The sequence below is a fragment of the Aestuariivivens sp. NBU2969 genome, from assembly GCF_019931125.1.
In the GTDB taxonomy this organism is placed as follows: domain Bacteria; phylum Bacteroidota; class Bacteroidia; order Flavobacteriales; family Flavobacteriaceae; genus Aestuariivivens; species Aestuariivivens marinum.
Map to the genome: position 1 here is coordinate 1 of NZ_JAIOUU010000004.1, position 19,021 is coordinate 19,021.

The 19,021-nt window shown below is 34.8% G+C and carries 18 protein-coding genes; 3 read left to right on the forward strand and 15 right to left on the reverse strand.

Going from position 1 to position 19,021, the window contains the following annotated elements; all coding sequences use genetic code 11:
* Nucleotides 1–188 precede the first annotated feature (188 nt).
* Nucleotides 189–908: an SGNH/GDSL hydrolase family protein gene (locus tag K7G79_RS04295; RefSeq protein ID WP_223549497.1), complete on the forward strand. Its 720-nt coding sequence runs from the start codon at nt 189–191 to the stop codon at nt 906–908.
* A 70-nt stretch (nt 909–978) separates the two neighbouring features.
* On the opposite strand, the gene K7G79_RS04300 is transcribed toward K7G79_RS04295, so the two are convergent.
* From K7G79_RS04300 to K7G79_RS04370, 15 genes are all read right to left on the reverse strand, one after another.
* Nucleotides 979–1,308, reverse strand: a complete 330-nt coding sequence (locus tag K7G79_RS04300) for a 2Fe-2S iron-sulfur cluster-binding protein (RefSeq protein ID WP_223549498.1) — start codon at nt 1,306–1,308, stop codon at nt 979–981.
* A gap of 159 nt (nt 1,309–1,467) precedes the next feature.
* Nucleotides 1,468–1,806: a hypothetical protein gene (locus K7G79_RS04305; RefSeq protein ID WP_223549500.1), complete on the reverse strand. Its 339-nt coding sequence runs from the start codon at nt 1,804–1,806 to the stop codon at nt 1,468–1,470.
* Between the two features lie 5 nt (nt 1,807–1,811).
* The gene (locus K7G79_RS04310) at nt 1,812–3,239 is read right to left on the reverse strand and encodes an NADH-quinone oxidoreductase subunit N (protein WP_223549501.1); all 1,428 of its coding nucleotides are present in this window, start codon (nt 3,237–3,239) and stop codon (nt 1,812–1,814) included.
* Between the two features lie 21 nt (nt 3,240–3,260).
* Entirely contained in the window at nt 3,261–4,748 is a 1,488-nt protein-coding gene (locus tag K7G79_RS04315; protein WP_223549503.1) for a NuoM family protein, read from the reverse strand.
* Nucleotides 4,749–4,757: 9 nt separating this feature from the next.
* Nucleotides 4,758–6,686 (reverse strand): NADH-quinone oxidoreductase subunit L, encoded by a 1,929-nt coding sequence (gene nuoL / locus K7G79_RS04320; protein WP_223549505.1) that lies wholly within the window; start codon nt 6,684–6,686, stop codon nt 4,758–4,760.
* Between the two features lie 9 nt (nt 6,687–6,695).
* Nucleotides 6,696–7,013 (reverse strand): NADH-quinone oxidoreductase subunit NuoK, encoded by a 318-nt coding sequence (nuoK, locus tag K7G79_RS04325; protein ID WP_223549507.1) that lies wholly within the window; start codon nt 7,011–7,013, stop codon nt 6,696–6,698.
* Complete coding sequence (locus K7G79_RS04330; protein ID WP_223549509.1) at nt 7,010–7,534, reverse strand: NADH-quinone oxidoreductase subunit J; 525 nt, start codon at nt 7,532–7,534, stop codon at nt 7,010–7,012. Before K7G79_RS04330 ends, nuoK begins: the two co-directional genes overlap by 4 nt.
* Nucleotides 7,535–7,538: 4 nt before the next feature.
* Entirely contained in the window at nt 7,539–8,015 is a 477-nt protein-coding gene (locus tag K7G79_RS04335) for a 4Fe-4S binding protein (protein WP_223549511.1), read from the reverse strand.
* 3 nt (nt 8,016–8,018) lie between these two features.
* The gene (gene nuoH, locus K7G79_RS04340) at nt 8,019–9,077 is read right to left on the reverse strand and encodes an NADH-quinone oxidoreductase subunit NuoH (RefSeq protein ID WP_223549512.1); all 1,059 of its coding nucleotides are present in this window, start codon (nt 9,075–9,077) and stop codon (nt 8,019–8,021) included.
* 12 nt (nt 9,078–9,089) lie between these two features.
* Nucleotides 9,090–10,214 carry an NADH-quinone oxidoreductase subunit D gene (locus K7G79_RS04345; protein WP_223549514.1) on the reverse strand — a complete coding sequence of 375 codons (1,125 nt, stop codon included), beginning with the start codon at nt 10,212–10,214 and terminating at the stop codon, nt 9,090–9,092.
* A 3-nt stretch (nt 10,215–10,217) separates the two neighbouring features.
* The gene (locus K7G79_RS04350) at nt 10,218–10,784 is read right to left on the reverse strand and encodes an NADH-quinone oxidoreductase subunit C (RefSeq protein ID WP_223549516.1); all 567 of its coding nucleotides are present in this window, start codon (nt 10,782–10,784) and stop codon (nt 10,218–10,220) included.
* A complete protein-coding gene (locus tag K7G79_RS04355) occupies nt 10,781–11,326 on the reverse strand; it encodes an NADH-quinone oxidoreductase subunit B (RefSeq protein ID WP_223549892.1) in 546 nt (181 codons plus the stop codon). Before K7G79_RS04355 ends, K7G79_RS04350 begins: the two co-directional genes overlap by 4 nt.
* Nucleotides 11,327–11,340: 14 nt before the next feature.
* Entirely contained in the window at nt 11,341–11,691 is a 351-nt protein-coding gene (locus tag K7G79_RS04360) for an NADH-quinone oxidoreductase subunit A (protein WP_223549518.1), read from the reverse strand.
* A 13-nt stretch (nt 11,692–11,704) separates the two neighbouring features.
* Nucleotides 11,705–12,718: a 2-oxoacid:ferredoxin oxidoreductase subunit beta gene (locus K7G79_RS04365; protein ID WP_223549520.1), complete on the reverse strand. Its 1,014-nt coding sequence runs from the start codon at nt 12,716–12,718 to the stop codon at nt 11,705–11,707.
* A 1-nt stretch (nt 12,719) separates the two neighbouring features.
* A complete protein-coding gene (locus tag K7G79_RS04370) occupies nt 12,720–14,576 on the reverse strand; it encodes a 2-oxoacid:acceptor oxidoreductase subunit alpha (RefSeq protein ID WP_223549522.1) in 1,857 nt (618 codons plus the stop codon).
* 177 nt (nt 14,577–14,753) lie between these two features.
* Between K7G79_RS04370 and K7G79_RS04375 the strand changes: the two genes are divergently transcribed.
* Together K7G79_RS04375 and nifJ are read left to right on the forward strand one after the other, a co-directional pair.
* On the forward strand, nt 14,754–15,104 hold the full coding sequence (locus K7G79_RS04375) for a 4Fe-4S dicluster domain-containing protein (RefSeq protein ID WP_223549524.1): 351 nt from the start codon (nt 14,754–14,756) through the stop codon (nt 15,102–15,104).
* 314 nt (nt 15,105–15,418) lie between these two features.
* Complete coding sequence (nifJ, locus tag K7G79_RS04380; RefSeq protein WP_223549526.1) at nt 15,419–18,949, forward strand: pyruvate:ferredoxin (flavodoxin) oxidoreductase; 3,531 nt, start codon at nt 15,419–15,421, stop codon at nt 18,947–18,949.
* Nucleotides 18,950–19,021 lie beyond the last annotated feature (72 nt).

A 19,021-nucleotide genomic window follows, 5' to 3' on the forward strand; every position in this document is an offset into this window, starting at 1 on the left:
GAGAACTCTAGAAGATTTTGACCCTTAAAAATATTCATATTTCTATATGTTTACTAATAACAAAGATAGGTGTTTATCTATTGACCTCTATAATTTTAAAATTTCTCAATACAGGCAAATTATGCCTGCTTAAACTTTTCATTAAAACACAAGGTATAATTTATTTATATCTTTACGTAAAAGCTAAAATGAAAAAGATTCTTTATTTAGTGGTATGCTTAACTTTAACATATATTGGTTGTCATACACAACAATTAGAAGAAAACAACACAAAAGACATCGATGAAGAACTTCAAACAACTTTTAAAATTTTGGCTTTAGGTGACAGTTACACCATTGGACAAAGTGTGTGTGAAAGTTGTAAGTTTCCTGAACAATTAAAAGAACAATTGGCAAATTATTTTGGAAAAGATTACCAATTTGAATTAAAAGTCATTGCCGCAACAGGGTGGACGACAACAAATTTAATTAGTGCGATTGAAGAAGAAAACCTAGAAGATTCATTCGACTTAGTCACACTCTTGATTGGCGTTAATAATCAATATCAAAAAAAACCGTTTTCGATTTACGAGGATGAATTTCCAAAACTTGTAAATAAGTCGATTAATCTAGGAAAAAAAGACAAAAATAATTGCATTGTTATTTCCATTCCCGATTATGCTTACACTCCATTTGGAAATGGATATGAAAGTATTTCATTGGACATAGACAAGTACAATAATTTCGCCGAAAATTATTGTATATCAAAGGATATCACCTACGTAAATATTACAACAATAACTAGATTGGGATTAGATCAACCTGAGTTAGTGGCTTCAGATGGGTTACATCCGTCTGAAATAGCTTATAGCAAATTTGTCGAACTTCTACTACCTCATGCCATAAATATACTTAAACAACCTGAATAATGAACTAAAGGCTATAATACAAAGTAGACCTTACTAATTTAGGTTTTTCTTATTAATAAACTTTAAAATTTCAACTCTCTGGTGCTAGTTCTAATTCCAATCCTTGCATGTCTGGTGTCATTTGAATTTGACACCCTAGTCTTGAATTCACCTTTACATCAAATGCTTCTAATAACATTGCTTCTTCTTCTTTACTCATTGACGGTAATTTAGTATCACTATTTATATAACATTGGCACGACGCACACATGGCCATTCCACCACAAACACCTATAGTACCTTCTGGTGCTAATTCATGTGACCGAACTACTTCCATTAAATTCATAGCCATATCTGTTGGTGCTATAATTATATGTTTGTTTCCCTCCCTATCGGTTACTTTTATTGTAATATCACTCATTTTACTATTATTTGTTTTAGTGTTTGGACAAAAGTAAACCTATTTGTTTTTAATAACAATATTATTCCTATAGAATTAATAGGTATTAATAAATACAAAAAAAATGAATGAATATGTATAGAAAAGTTAAAAACGAAGCGTTTTTACTAGATTAAAAAATTATTGGGGTTTTTGGTTGCCATTATTCCAATATTGGGGTTTAGAGTCTTCTGTTGCTTGTTCCCAATAGCCACGGGTTACCTTTTTACCATCAAAGGTTTCCAATTTACGCTGGTAAACCCAAATGGTTGGATTAAACACCATATCGGTAACTGCAACAGTATAAAGTTGTGGGTCTTCTTCTGTTTTTCTTTTATCTTCTTGAATAATGACTTCAAATCCATTATATTCCAGTAGTTTTTTTAAAAACTCACTTCGATCTTTATCTACTCCCTTTTCAACAAAAGTCACTCTTGTATCTTCAATGGAACCGAATTTATGTTTACCTTCTAATGACATCTTTATCAATAAATAATTTTACTTAGTTCATAAATATAATCGTACAATGGACTGTAAATACCTAGAATTAAAATACCAACTACGGTAATAAGCAATCCCATTCTCATATACAATTTGTTTTTAAAATAAGGAATGGCATTGTCGCTTGTTCTTAAAAACATGGCTCTTACTACCAATAGATAATAGTACAATGAAATGGTAACATTAAACACCCCTAAAAACACCAAAAAATAATACCCCTCGCTTGCTGCTGCTGTAAACAAAAAGAATTTTCCAAAAAAACCAGCTACTGGCGGTATTCCTGCCAAAGAAAATAATGCCAACATCATTACCAAACTTAAGTTTGGATTAGTACGATACAATCCTTCGTAATCCTTAATATTTTCCTTTCCTGTCTTAAGTGAAATGGCCTGTACAACTCCAAAGGCAGCTAAATTTGAAAATATGTATATTAAAACAAAATAGACTATAGTTGCTGTCCCTAATCGGTTTCCTATAATCAAGCCCAACAACACAAATCCAGCTTGTGCAATAGATGAAAAAGCCAAAAAACGTTTCATGTTTTGCTGGCGTAAAGCAAATAAATTACCAATAAACATGGTAGCTACAGCTATAACATAAATCAAGTTCTCCCAAATTTGCATTAAAGGTTTTAACACGGTAAATAGTAAAATCATCATAATAAAAATGGCAGCACCCTTAGAAATTACCGATAAATAAGATGCTATACTAATTGGCGCACCTTCATAAACATCTGCTGTCCAAAAATGAAATGGCACTAATGAAATCTTGAACCCTAGTCCTGAAAAAAATAGTACTAATCCTAAAATTGAAAGATTGGAAGTGGCGGTTAAATTGGTTATATCATTAAAATATATTGAACCTGACATGGCATATAACATAGAAATACCAAACAAAATAGTACCTGAAGCAAGAGCTGAGGAGAGTATTAGTTTAATTCCTGATTCACTTGAAATTCGTTTTGAAGTTTCATAAGCAGCCAATGCAGCAACTGGTAAAACAGATAATTCCAAACCTAAATAAAACATTAAGAAATCACCTGAAGAAATCATGAAATACATTCCCAAAAGTGAGGAGAACAAAAGCATAAAAAACTCAACTCCTCTGTTTTCTTGAATGATTTTTTCTTGAATCCAATCTGCAGATTGCAACAACAATATAAGTACACCTATGTTTAGAACATTTTTAAAAAACTGAATCAATGCAGTGGTGTGAAACATCCCTCCAAAAAGACTTCCATATTCAATAGTTAAAAATCCAACAGCGGTATGAATACCAAACAAAAAAACAGATAGATGAACAATTGAAGTTTTCTTGTGCAGAGGTGTGAAAACTTCGGCTACAACCAAAATTAGAATGATGGCTAAAAGTAGCATTTCATGTCGCATCAATATAAAGCTATTAAAATCCATGTTTAATTTTATATTTTAATATTATAATACCCCTTGAATAAATGGTTCTAAACTTTCCATAATGATATCGCTTAACCAGAAAGGAACTACACCAATTGCAATTACAGGAATCATTAATAACAACAGTCCTGTTTTTTCATACCAAGTCGCCTTGGGTAAATCTGTGACTTCATTTATCAATAACGGACCCATCATTACTTTTCCTACCAGTCTTAGAATATATACTGCAGTCACCACTATAGAAGAGACCACTACAATAGTTAATACCCTATGAAACATATCTGGCTGTTGAAAAGCACCAACAAAAATGTTCATTTCTGCTACAAACCCACTGAATCCTGGCAATCCTAAATAAGCTAATCCTGTAATGACATAAATAGCACCAATAAATGGGAGTATTTTCATCATTCCTCCTAATTTAGCCACATCTCTAGTGTGCGTCCTGCCATAGATCATTCCAATAAGAGCAAAGAATAAGGCTGTTAACAGACCATGTGACAAAGACTGAATCATGGCACCGTTCCAAGCTATTTTATTAAGGGTTAATAAAGCAAACAACACCAAGCCTAAATGGCTCACAGATGCATAAGCATTTATATATTTTAAATCGGTTTGCTTGATGGCTGCAAAAGCACCATAAACCACTCCAAATGCTGCCAAAATAATAAAGAACCAAGACCAATGTAAAGCACCCGCTGGTAACAAATACATAGCAACCCTAAATACACCATAACCACCCAATTTCATCAATACACCTGCGTGTAACATAGAAACAGCTGTTGGCGCAGAAGCATGTCCATCAGGTGACCAAGTATGGAAAGGGAACAAAGCGCTAATAACTGCAAAACCAACAAATACTAATGGGAAGAATAGTTTTTGAGCTGCAATTGGTATATTAACTTGGGCTATATCCAATATATTAAATGTTAAAGGCCCTCCATCTGCATTTGAATTAAAATAAATTCCTAAAATTCCAACCAACAAAATAGCTGAAGCACCCATCAGCATTAACGTTAATTTCATTGCCGAATATTCTCTCGGACCAGATCCCCAAATACCAATCAATAAATACATTGGTATTACCGCTATTTCAAAAAATACGAATAATGTGAAGAGATCAATGGATATAAAAACACCATAGACTCCCAATGATAATACAATAAGCGAAATGAAAAACTCTTTGGGAAGATCTTTCATTTTCCATGAAATAAAGACACCTGCTAACACAACTATGGCTGTCAATGCTAAAAGAGCGACTGAAATACCATCAACTCCTATGTTATAGTGAATATTAAAGTTTTTAAACCAAACAACATCTTTAGTAAAAACCATGATGTCATCATTTACAGCACGTTCTTTTAGGTAGGCAAACACTAAATTAATTGCCATTCCCGCTTGAATGATACTTCCAATCATTGCAACTACCCTAGAGCGCTCCAAACCTTTTGAAAATACCAAGGCTATTACAGTTAGAATAGGTACGATTATGAAAAGAGATAAAATATCCATATTACTCGTTTAAATTGTCCATAAATAAATAAATACCAATGCCAATACAACAGCTCCAGCTATAAATGAGAATGCATAATCCTGAACCCTTCCAGATTGCAAACCTTTTATTTTTTCTGAAGTCCAAACTGTTTTATTACCGATGCCAACCATTGTTCCGTCAACATATTTCCTGTCGAATTTTGCAAACGGCGCAGAGATCCATTTGAAAATGATGTTTTTTGTGATAAACAAATAAATTTCATCAAAGTAAAATTTATCATAAGCCCATCTATATAAAGCTCCAAAAGCATTTGCATATTTATCTGATAAGCTGTTTTCTTTTTTATAGAAAGCCCAGGCCAATACAATTCCAATTAATCCAACTGTAGTTGCAATGGCTGCTAAAGGATAATTTAAATGTGCTTCAAAGCCTATCTTATCAGCTGTTACAAATTCACTGAAAGGGATAAAACCTACTACAATACTCAATAGAGCTAAAAACAATAGTGGAAACGTCATTGACAATGGAGATTCTTTTGGGGCATAATCATACGCTTTTTCTTTGCCCCAGAATATTCCGAAGTAAATTCTAAACATATAAAAAGCAGTCAATCCAGCTACAAAAACACTTGAATAATATATAAGTTTGTTATTTTCGAAGGCAGCTACCAAAATTTCATCCTTACTCCAGAATCCTGCAAAAGGAGGAACACCTGCAATGGCTAAGGATGCAATTAAAAACGTAATATTGGTAATTGGCATATACTTTCTGAGTCCACCCATATCTTTTAAATAATTGCTGTGAACTGCATGAATAACAGACCCAGCACCAAGGAATAGAAGTGCCTTAAACATGGCATGTGTGAACAAGTGGAACATGGAAGCCATATAACCTACCCCTTCATGTCCTTCGTAACCTGAAACTCCAAGAGCCAACATCATATAACCCAATTGAGACATGGTAGAAAAAGCCAGGACACGTTTAATATCGTTTTGTGTTATGGCTATAATTGCAGCAAATAGTGAAGAAATAGCTCCTACATAAGCCACAATGTTAAGGGCAAAACCATCTTCAACAAAATAAAACATTGGGAACAATCTAGCTACCAAAAATACTCCGGCAACAACCATTGTAGCTGCATGTATCAATGCTGAAACCGGTGTTGGTCCTTCCATAGCATCGGGTAACCAAATATGAAATGGTAACATGGCTGATTTACCAGCTCCGCCCATAAAAATTAAAATTAAGGCCCAAGTAATAACTGACAATCCCATGAAGGACGTAGAAGCCCAGTTTAAAAGTAAACTTCCCCCTTCCGGACTTACAGCATTTAAGGTTTCAAAATCAAAAGTGCCTGTTGTAAAACCTACAATCAAAATTCCTACGAGGAATCCGAAATCTGCAAAACGTGTTACGATAAATGCTTTTTTTGCTGCAGCAACTGCAGATGGTTTGGTATAGTAATACCCAATCAACAAAAACGAAGATACTCCAACCAATTCCCAAAATATGTATATCTGAAAGAGATTTGTTGCCAAAACCAATCCATACATTGAGAAGGTAAACAATGATAAGAAAGAAAAAAACCTAGTGTAACCATCATCTCCTTTCATGTAACCTCGACTGTAAATGTGAACCATCAATGAAACCACTGATACAACCACCAACATCATCACAGAAATTGGATCAACAAGTATTCCCATATCAATTTGTAGGGTTTCAGTGAATTTCATCCATACTGCTTTCTCAATAAAAGTTTGGTAAACCCCATCCATTTTACCACTTACAAAAAAGTATTGATAAGCAGCATAAAATGATAAAGAGGAAGATACCAAAAGGCCAAGCACGCCAATATATCCTGATACAGCTGGTTTTATTTTCTGATTAAAAAGCCCTAACAATATAAATACTGCTAAAGGAATAAACGGAACTAAAATTATATAACTAATGTCCATATCTAAGAATTAATACTTCATGACTTCAGTGTCCTTAACCTCAACAGAACTTATCTGCCTGTAAAGATTAATTATAATAGCTACTGCCAAAGCAGTTTCTGCTGCTGCAACAGCTATAATAAATATTGAAAACAATACGCCTTGTAACATATCTGGGTATAAATATTTGTTGATTACCACAAAATTTACAACCGATGCATTTAAAATCATTTCAATGGAAATTAAAATTGAAATCAGATTTTTTCTAGTCAAAAACCCATACACTCCAACAAAAAACAGTATAGTGGTGAGGGTTAAAATTTCATATATAGATATTCCTTCAATCATAGTGTTTCTTCATTTTTATCTGATAATTTTTTTCCTTTAGCAATTACAATTGCACCTATCATAGCTGCCAATAAAACCACACTTATGACTTCAAAAGGTAAAATAAAACCTCCTTCACCATAGCCTAAAAGTTTTGAACCTATTTGAGCCGTAGTGGTTATGTTTGAATTTTCAACAACTTTAAATGGATAAGAATATATGGTTGTCAAAAACACTCCTATACCAATCAAACAACCTATTGCAGTAATAATTTGTCTAATTGGTTTTGCCATGTCCAATTTCAATTCGATATGATGAACCAAAAGCACTGAGAAAATGATAAGTACTATAATCCCTCCAGCGTAAACCGTTAATTGAATTGCGGCAAGAAAATTATAATCTATTAAAAAGAAAATGCCTGCAACTCCACAAAGAACAAACAATAAATAAATCACAGATCGAAGCATTTTTCTACTGGTTACAGCGGTAATTGCAAATACAATCATCATTACTGCCAAAATGTAAAATATAATTTTTTCCATACTCTTATTCTTCTACTCCAGGAGCTAATCTTGACCCCGGTTTGTTTAATACTCTTGTTAGCTTAGTTCTATCATATACCGAATTTTCAAAATTCTGCCCCCATTTGATGGCATCGGTTGGGCATGCATCAATACACAATCCACACATGGTACACATACTTAAATGATAAACAAACTTGTCAATTTTCTTCTTGTTTTTACCTGTATATTCATCAATACCCCTATCCCAAACAATCTCAATAGTTCCATTTGGACAAGCGATTTCACACTTTTGGCAACCCGTGCATCTATGCTGATTGTTATCGTCATGTGGCATAATAACCTCACCGCGAAAACGATCAAACATTTTTAAGGTTGCTCTGTTGTCTGGATATTGTTGTGTGATGGCTCCTTTTCTTGAGTGTAGAAAATATTTTCCGGTAACACTCATTCCTGTTAACAGGGTTTTCACGCCCTTATATATATCTGAAAAATAACTCATACTTTAAAACTTAATTGTTAAGTTAAGCCAAACAATCAATGCCATAATCACAATATTTACAAGATTTATTGGTAACAAATATTTCCATTCCAATGTAAGCAACTGGTCTACTCTCAGTCTAGGGAATGTCCATCTAAACCACATCATTAAGAATACCAAAACCATTGCTTTTGCTAAAAACCAAAACACACCCAACCATGGAATTGATTCTGTAATTCCGAATGGTGACAACCAAGCTCCAAAAAAAACAGTTGTTGCAATAGATGCTATAATGAACATGTTTATAAATTCAGCTAAAAAGAAATAAGCGAATTTCATTCCAGAATATTCCGTGTGGAATCCAGCTCCCAATTCAGATTCAGCTTCCACCAAATCAAAAGGTGCCCTATTGGTTTCTGCTGTTCCTGCAATCATATATACCATAAATGCTATAATTGCTGGAATGTGACCTTGTAGAATCAACCAACCGCCTTGTCTTTGTACCTCAACAATTTCGGACAATTGTAAAGACCCAGTAATTAATATCATCGTTAAAAGGGACAACCCAACTGAAAGTTCATAGCTTATGGTTTGCACACCACTACGCATGGCACCAATTAGAGCAAACTTATTGTTACTTGCCCATCCACCCAACAAAATACCAATGACACCAATGGACGAAACAGCTATTAAAAAGAATATTCCAATATTAATATCGAAGGCTTGAATCTGTTTAGAAAATGGGAAAACTGCCAAACTCATTAATGCTGTAATAATGACAAAATAAGGTGCCAAATTATAAAGTAATTTATCAGCTTTTATAGTACCCGTCAATTCTTTTGAAACCAATTTCAAGGCATCTGCCATAGTTTGCAGAAGTCCTTGGTAACCTACTCTGTTTGGACCAATCCTCAATTGAAACCATGCTGCTACTCGACGTTCCAATAAAACTAAAAATAAGCCTGCTACAGCAAAAAATGTCAAATACCCTAGGGCTATCAATATAATCTCTAAAATACTCAAAGACTCTTTAGCTGTGGTGCTTAAAATCAAAAAGTAACTACTGTTAATAATACATGTCATAGTTAAATAATATTATCGATCTATATCTGGTATCACTAAATCCAATGTTGCCATAATCGCTACCAAATCTCCTATTTTGCTTCCAACAGCCATATGATTTAAAGCTGATAAATTTGAAAATCCTGGTGAACGGAATTTTAAACGGTAAGGATTTTTGGTTCCTGTACTTATAATATAGACTCCAAGTTCACCTCGAGCCGTTTCTACTTTTTGATAAAACTCACCTTTTGGTAATTTGATAACCGCATTTGTCTTTACCCTATGCTCTCCTTCAGGAATATTGTCGATTAACTGTTCAACCACATATAACGACTCCCATAATTCTTGAATCCTTACTTGATAACGAGCAAAAGTATCGCCTTCAGTTCTTAAAACTTCATTGAAATCTACTCTGTCAAAAGCACTATAAGGATGATACTTTCTAACATCACAAGAATAACCTGAAGCACGACCAACAGGACCTGAAACTCCAAATGAAATAGCATCTTCTTTAGATAAAATCCCTACACCCTTTGTTCGCTTTTGGAAGATGACGTTTTCAGATAAAAGTCTGTCATATTCTGGAATTTTAGTTTTAAAGTGGTCAATAAATTTTTTAACTCTACCAACAAAGTTTGGATGGATATCGTACATCAAACCACCAGGAACGTTATAATTCATGGTCAATCTTGCACCACAAGTTTCTTCAAAAATATCATTGAGCATCTCTCGATCCCTAAAGCCATAAAAATAGGTGGTCAAAGCTCCAACATCCATTCCCATAACACCCCACCACAAACAGTGCGATGAAATTCTAGTAAGCTCTCCAATAATGGTTCTGATTACTTTAACTCGATCAGGTATTTCTAATTGCAAAGCTTTTTCTACAGTCAAACAAACTGCTTCGTTATTAATGTTTGCAGACAGATAATCCATTCGGTCGGTTAAATGCACTATTTGTTGATAGCTGTCACGCTCGCACATTTTTTCAATTGAACGATGTATATACCCAAGATCTGGTTCTACTTTTTTAATAATTTCTCCATCAATGGTCAACAAAAGGTTTAAAACTCCATGGGTTGCCGGATGCTGAGGCCCCATATTGATTTGATATGGCTCAGTTTTAAAGTCTTTGTCTATTTCGATAAATTCTTTCATAGCTTACATTATAACCATGTTAACATCATCTACATAATCTTTCCTTAATGGAAAACCTTCCCAGTTTTCAGTCAAGAAAAGACGTTTTAAATTGGGATGATTATTGAATTTAATTCCAAAAAAATCAAACACTTCGCGTTCATGAAATTCGGCAGTTCTCCAGATATCCCAAACAGAATCAAAGTTTGGGTTTTCTCTGTCTGATGTCTTAACTTTTACCACAATAGTATGTCTGTTTGCGGTTGATTCTAAATGGTAAACAACCCCAAGTTCTGGTTCCCAATCCATACCTGTTAAACAGAACAAATAATCAAAGCATGTTTGCTCATTACTTCTTAATTGCTCCATTAATCTATAAAGGTGTTCGGGTTGTACAGTGATATTTAGGAATTCAGAACCTTCATCAGTAAATTCCAAAAGGCTTTTGTTTATTGTTTGAGAAGGTTTGGATTGTGCTTCTGTTTGCTCTGTAACTTCTGGATTCTCTTTAGTTTCAGAAGTTACTTCTGTGGCTTCAGGGTTAGGAAACCAACTTCCTATTAGATTTTGTAACTCTTGGTTTGTCATCATTTTTTATAAAATCCTTCGTCAAAACCTTCTATAGGATTGACTTTTTTCTTCATATTTTCAGTTCGTATCTTATCCTGCAACATAAGCATTCCTTCCAATAATGCTTCCGGTCTCGGTGGGCATCCAGGAACATAAACATCGACTGGAATCACATGATCAGCACCTTTTACAACAGAATAGGTGTTGTAAAAAAACGGCCCACCGGAAATGGCACAAGCTCCCATAGCTATGACATATTTTGGTTCAGCCATTTGATCGTAAAGACGTCGTAATACTGGAGCCATTTTATTAACAATGGTACCAGCAATAATGATTAAATCTGCTTGTCTTGGAGAAGGTCTTGCCACTTCAAACCCAAATCGTGAATAATCGTGTCTTGCTGCACCTGTTTGCATCATTTCAATAGCACAACAGCTTGTTCCAAAATACAATGACCATAGTGAATTGGAACGCCCCCAATTGATAATTTTATCCAATTGAGTCACTACTATATTAGCCCCATTTCCTGCTTCAATTACTTTTCCCGGAAAATCTTCCGGCATTTTATATGTATTGTCTACTCCCATTTTAAAGCTCCTTTTTTCCATGCGTACAACAGACCTAAACCTAAGATTATTAAAAATATTAGTATTTCAATAAAAGCTACACTCCCTATATCCTTAAACACAACAGCCCAAGGCACCAAAAAGGCAACCTCAACATCAAATACTAAAAATAAAATAGCAAAAAGGTAATACCCTACTTTAAATTGGACCCAAGTTGGCCCTTTGGTTACCATTCCACTTTCATAAGGTTCTCTTTTTTGTGGATTATCAGATTTTGGAGAAATTAAATTCGATAAAAAATTTGCACCAGCAACCAGAACTACTCCAGCTAGAAAAAAAACGATAATGGCTTCTGAACCCATAATTATATTTTAATTAAATAACTTGATAAACATCTCCAGAAAAGAACAGATCATCTGTTTTTCTAAATTTTGAATTTGCCATTACTTTAGCAGTTTGTTCATCTTCTCTAACTACAAAGGTCATTTCCTCAAAGCTTCTTATAATTCCAGTTACTAAAGGATATTTTGATCTCACCAACATTTGATGTAATGTTGGATCCTCTTCTTTAGCATTATGAATTAAAATATCTTCTTCCTTTATTCCATTTTCACCAATTGTGACTACTTCCAATTTAAGACCATTGAGTATTAATCCCTTGTTACGCTGTTTACCAAAGATCATGGGTTTACCATGTTCAACAAATAATTGTTTATCCTCTCTTACTTCTTTATTTGTGAATTCATCATAAGCTCCATCATTAAAAATTGGACAGTTTTGCATGACTTCAATTAAAGAAGTGCCTTTAAATTTTACAGTTTCTATAAAAATCTGGGTCATTTCTTTAGGTGTGTTTCCACCTACTCTTGCAAAAAATCTTGCTTGAGACCCTATAGCCAATTCACCAGCTGAAAAAGGAGGTTGTGTATTTCCATATGGTGACGATTTAGTTTTTTGTCCCAATAATGAAGTTGGTGAAAATTGACCTTTAGTCAAACCGTATATTTCATTATTGAACATTACTATATTTAAATCGATATTTCTACGTAGTACATGAATAAAATGGTTCCCACCTATAGCCATTGAATCGCCGTCGCCTGTAATGACCCAAACACTCAAATTAGGATTTGCCAATTTTACACCAGTAGCTATGGCTGGGGCTCTACCATGAATTCCGTGCATTCCATAAGTATTCATGTAATATGGGAAACGTGAAGAACATCCTATACCAGAAATAAAAACCACGTCTTCTCTTTTAACTCCCATTTCTGGTAATGCTTTTTGCATAGATCTTAAAATAACATAGTCATCACAACCCGGGCACCATCTTACTTCCTGATCACTTTCAAAATCCTTGTAAGTATATTTTTTTTCTATTGTAGTTTCCATATTATTTTAACAATTGTTTAAACTTTTCTTCTAGCTCTTGGTTACCAAATGGCAAGCCTTGAATTTTATTAAATTGAGTAAGGTTCAATCCGTCAAAATTCATTTTTAATACTTTAACAAATTGACCCGAATTTAATTCACACACCACAATCTTGTTGAATCGTTTTAAAACAGCTTCAGTATTCTTTGGAAGTGGATTGATATAATTAAAATGAGCATAACCTATATTTTTATGTCCATTTTCATTCATGTGTTTTACTGCAGAATGTAATGAGCCGTAAGTACCTCCCCAGCCAACTACCAATAAATCACCTTCATTGGCAAACTCTGTTTTTAATTCAGGTATATAATTTTGAACACGTTTAACTTTTTCTGCCCTTTTTTTGGTCATGTATTCATGATTTTCAGGCACATAAGATACATTCCCACTAATTCTGTCTTTTTCAAGGCCGCCAACGCGATGTTCTAATCCGGGAGTTCCAGGAACAGCCCAATTACGGGCAAGTGAATCTTCGTCTCTATCATAAGGATGCCAATCTTCACTGGCCTCTTTTATGATTTTATGTTTTATCTCAGGCATTTCATTTACTGATTTTATTTTCCAAGGAGCAGATCCATTGGCAATATATCCGTCAGTCAATAAAATTACTGGAGTCATATGCTCCAAGCTAAGTTTTGCAGCTTGAAAAGCATAATCAAAACAGTTAGCTGGTGTGCTTGCAGCGATTACAATAACCGGACTTTCTCCATTTCTACCATATAATGCTTGAAGTAAATCGGATTGTTCGGTTTTAGTTGGCAAACCAGTTGAAGGTCCACCACGTTGTACATTTACAATTACCAAAGGTAATTCTATCATCATAGCAAGACCAATAGCTTCACCTTTAAGTGCTAAACCGGGCCCTGAAGTTGTTGTTATTGCCAAATCTCCTGCAAATGCAGCTCCAATTGCCGATGTTATTCCCGCAATTTCGTCTTCAGCTTGAAGTGATTTAACACCAAAATGTCTGTGTTTTACTAGTTCGTGAAGAATATCTGAAGCCGGAGTAATAGGATAAGATCCCAAAAACAATTCTAATCCAGCTTTCTCTGCTGCGGCTAAAAACCCCCAAGCAGTTGCCGTATTACCCATAATAATTCTATAGGTTCCAGAAGGCATTTTTGCAGGTGAAATTGTGTAGGCATTTGGAATTAGCTCTAAAGTTTCAGCAAAATAATATCCAGTATTTAATACTTTTGTGTTTGCCTCTATAATACTTGGTGAAGATTTAAATTTCTTGTTAAAAAAGGAAATGGTATGCTCAGGAGAGCGATTATACATCCAATACACCATTCCTAAAGCAAACATATTTTTGGTTCTGGTTATGGTTTTATTATCGAGACCCTCAACACTCTTTAAAGCTTCTTTAGTCAAAGACGTCATAGCAACTTCAATAACCCTATAATTTGACAAACTACCATCCTCTAACGGATTAGTTTCATATTGGGCTTTTTCTAAATTTTTCCTAGTAAAGGCATCTGTATCTACAATAATTGTATGTCCAGGCTTAACAGCATGTAAGTTGGTCTTTAAACCCGCCGGATTCATGGCCACCAATAAATCGACTTCATCTCCAGGTGTACTAATTTCAACACTACCTATATGCACTTGAAAGCCCGAAACCCCATACAGGCTTCCTTGGGGTGCCCTAATCTCGGCAGGGTAATTTGGGAAGGTGGCAATATCGTTACCAAACATAGCTGAGGTATCAGAAAATTGTGTTCCAGTTAATTGCATCCCATCTCCAGAATCCCCAACAAATCTAATAATAACAGCCTCTAAAGTTTCTGGTTGGTTTTTTGTTAAAGGTGTATTCATACTGTAAGAAGAATTAAAAAAATTAGCTAAATTTACCTAAATATTAGTAAATTTATACATTGAAGCCCTAAAATTAATTCAACTTTTTAACACGAAACATGACATTTATCACATAAAAAACTTAATCGAAACTTTATTTTTACAATCATTAATTATAATAATATAAAATAAATTATCATGGCAATTATAATAACAGACGAGTGCATTAATTGTGATGCTTGCGTATCGGAATGTCCAAACAATGCAATATATGAACCAGACCAAGAATGGTCCTATTCAGATGAAACTGCTTTAAGTGGAATGGTTACTTTACCTAATGGGGAAGAGGTTGATGCTGATGCAGAAAATGAACCCATTTCAGATGAATTCTATTTTATAGTGCCAAGTAAATGTACCGAATGCAAAGGCTTTCATGATGAACCACAATGTGCTTCTGTCTGCCCAGTTGACTGTTGTGTTCCCGATGATAACCATGTAGAATCTGAAGATCAATTATTGGCCAAAAAAGCTTGGCTACATGCCGAATAACAATATATAATACTTTCTTATAGTAAGAAACGTTTTGTAAAAGCACATCCTAACTATTTTTTAAGGATGTGTTTTTTTTATACAATAAAACAACTATTCATTATTATTTCATAGTTACGAATATTTGAATCTCCCACAAAAAACCAAAACTAAAAGGTGTTGAGATTTATTTATTGTTTTAAAGTAAGATAATACTCCAAAACCAATTTGAAACATAAAACTTTGAGGATATAATTTTTGCACCTGACATATGTCATAGTATTTAAGTTTTAGAATATCTACTTTTCGTCCACTTATTTAGAAAGTATAAAATTATGGAAACAAAAATTAAGAAGCTTATATGCGATGCCAATGAAGCGGTAGCAAGAATAGCTCATAAAACTAATGAGGTTTGTGCCATTTACCCTATTACACCAGCCTCACCTATGGGAGAACATGTAGATGTTTTTAGTACTAATGGCAAAAAAAATATTTGGGGCAATATCCCTAGAATTGTTGAAATGCAAAGTGAAGGAGGTGCTTCCGGTGCTGTTCACGGTTCGTTACAGGGCGGTGCGCTTACCACTACTTTTACAGCATCCCAGGGCCTTCTTTTAATGATTCCTAATATGTATAAAATTGCTGGCGAATTATTGCCATCTGTCATCCATGTAGCAGCAAGAACTGTGGCTACCCATGCACTTTCAATATTTGGAGACCACTCCGATGTTATGGCCACACGCCAAACAGGGTTCTCTATGCTGTTCGGAGGTTCTGTGCAGGAAGCTCAAGATTTTGCTTTAATTAGTCAAGTCGCCACCTTAAAAACAAGAGTCCCTTTCTTAAATATCTTTGATGGTTTTAGAACCTCCCACGAAATATCAAAAATTGATGCTATAGCAGATGATACTATTGTATCAATGATGCCAGAAGAAAATATTTTAGAACATAAAAAACGGTCTTTAGACCCAGATCATCCTGTTATTAGGGGAACATCTCAAAACCCTGATGTATTTTTCCAAGCAAGGGAAGCTGCAAACACCTATTATAAAAAAGTTCCTGGTGTGGTTCAAGATACTATGGACGAATTCTATAAACATACCGGAAGACGCTATAGCCTTTTCTATTATATAGGACATCCTGAAGCTGAAAAAGTAATTGTCATAATGGGCTCTGGACAAGGTCCCGTTATTGAAACTGTTGATGCACTTACAAAAAATGGTGAAAAAGTAGGCGCTATTATTGTACGTCTATTCAGACCTTTTTCTATAAATCACTTTGTTAACTCATTGCCAACAACAGTAAAAAAAGTAGCCGTATTAGACAGAACAAAAGAACCTGGAAGTATTGGCGAACCTTTATACCAAGATGTTATTACAGCCTTTACAGAAAGTAATAGAGCCATGCCAACCATAGTTGGTGGTCGTTACGGTTTATCTTCTAAAGAATTTGATCCTGCTATGGTAAAAGCCGTTTTTGATAATTTAGAACTTGAACAACCTAAAAACCATTTTACCGTTGGTATAAATGATGATGTATCCCATACGAGCCTAGACATTGGTAAACGTTTTAAAACAGCAAAAAACACTTTTAACTGTATGTTCTTCGGACTAGGTTCTGATGGTACCGTAGGTGCCAACAAAAATTCCATTAAAATTATTGGTGAAACTACAGAGAATCATGTCCAAGGTTATTTTGTGTACGATTCTAAAAAAGCTGGAGCACAAACGGTATCCCACTTACGGTTTGGTCCAGAACCTATTTACTCTACTTATTTAATTCACAAGGCCGATTTTGTTGCCTGCCATCAATTTAACTTTATCGAAAAATATGATATTCTCGACCATGCTAAAAAAGGCGGCACATTCTTATTAAATTCACCTTACGACAAGCACCAAATTTGGGACAAACTTCCTAAACTCATGCAGGAAGAAATTATAAAAAACGAATTGGATTTTTATGTTATAGACGCCTCTAAAGTTGCCCAAGAGGCTAAGCTTGGAAAACGCACCAATACAATCTTACAAACCTGTTTCTTTGCTATTTCAGGAGTACTTCCAAAAGAGGATGCCATTAAAAAAATTAAGGATGCTATTGTGAAATCCTATTCTAAAAAAGGAGAAAGAGTAGTACAAATGAACTTTAACGCCGTAGATAAATCCTTAGAAAATCTCCAGAAGGTAGAATATCCAAAACAAATTACCAGCAATGAAGCCTTAAAACCTATTATGACAGGTACAGATGATCCTTTTGTAAAAGAGGTCTTGGGTAAAATCTTAGCTGGTAAAGGCGATGAACTTCCTGTAAGTGCTTTTTCAATTGATGGCACCTTCCCAACCGGCACTACTCAATATGAAAAACGAGGTATTGCTGATTTTGTTCCGATTTGGGATGATGAAAACCTATGTACTCAATGTAATAAGTGTGTAGTTATTTGCCCACATGCTGCTATTAGGGCCAAAGTGGTTGCCAATGCAGAACTATCAGATATCCCTTCAACTTTAAAATCCGTTCCCGCAAAGGGCAGGCCGTTCGACTCCAAAACAGAATCTTACGTCCTTCAGGTCTCCCCTCAAGATTGTACTGGTTGCGACCTTTGTGTGGCTGTTTGTCCTGCTGTTAGCAAAGACAATCCAGATTTTAAGGCCATTAACATGCACAATAAGCTGTTAGTACAGGATCATGAAAATGTTAATTGGGACTATTTTATTAATTTACCCGATTATAACAGAACAGAATTGCAAATTTCCAATATTAAAGGGTCTCAATTCCTAGAACCGTTATTCGAATTTTCTGGTGCTTGCTCTGGCTGTGGTGAAACACCTTATATTAAACTATTAACCCAATTGTATGGCGATAGCATTCTAATTGCTAATGCAACAGGTTGCTCATCAATTTATGGGGGGAACCTGCCTACTACCCCTTATAAAACTAATGCGTTTGGCAGGGGACCTGCATGGGCAAATTCCTTATTTGAAGACAATGCCGAATTTGGTTTAGGAATGAAATTAGCTCTATCTAAAAAACAGGAAGTTGCCGTAAACCTTTTAAGGGAATTAGAAGACAAAGTAGGTACCGAATTGGTTGAAGCCATTTTGAGCAACCCCGAAAAAACAGAGGCTGAAAAAGCTGAAAATTTTACAAATCTCGATAAGCTTAAAGATAAATTAACAACTATCGATAACGCTAATGCTAAAAAACTATTGCAACTAACCGATCATCTCCGTAAAAAATCGGTTTGGATTCTAGGTGGTGACGGTTGGGCTTACGATATAGGTTATGGTGGTGTAGATCATGTTATGGCTTCAGGCGAGAACATTAATATTATGGTTTTAGATACAGAAATTTACTCTAATACCGGAGGACAAACCTCTAAAGCAACGCCTTTAGGAGCCAGTGCCAAATTCTCTGTGTCTGGCAAACGTACTGGAAAGAAAAACCTAGCCTTACAAGCTATTTCATATGGAAATGTATATGTAGCACAAGTAGCTATTGGTGCTAAGGACCTTCAAACCCTTAAGGCAATTGAAGAAGCTGAAGCATACGACGGTCCCTCATTAATTATTGCTTATTCACATTGTGGGGATCATGGCTACAACCTAAAGGACGCAGCAGATCACCAGGACAAAGCTGTTAATACTGGATATTGGCCATTATTTAGATTCGACCCTTCAAAACCAAAAGGCAAGAAATTTAAATTAGACTCTAAAGCTCCTGCTGCTCCTCTGGAAGATTTCATGTATACAGAAACCCGCTTTACTAGGGTAGTAAAGGACAATGCTGAACTTGGCGCCAAACTCCTTAAACAAGCTCAAGAAGAAGTGGACTCTAAATGGGAACGATTGGAACTTTTTAGAGATTTATAAGTTCTCTATAAAATTTGTTTCCAATAAAAATGATTATTAAGTCTTTTCCAGAATATGTTAACATATTCTGGA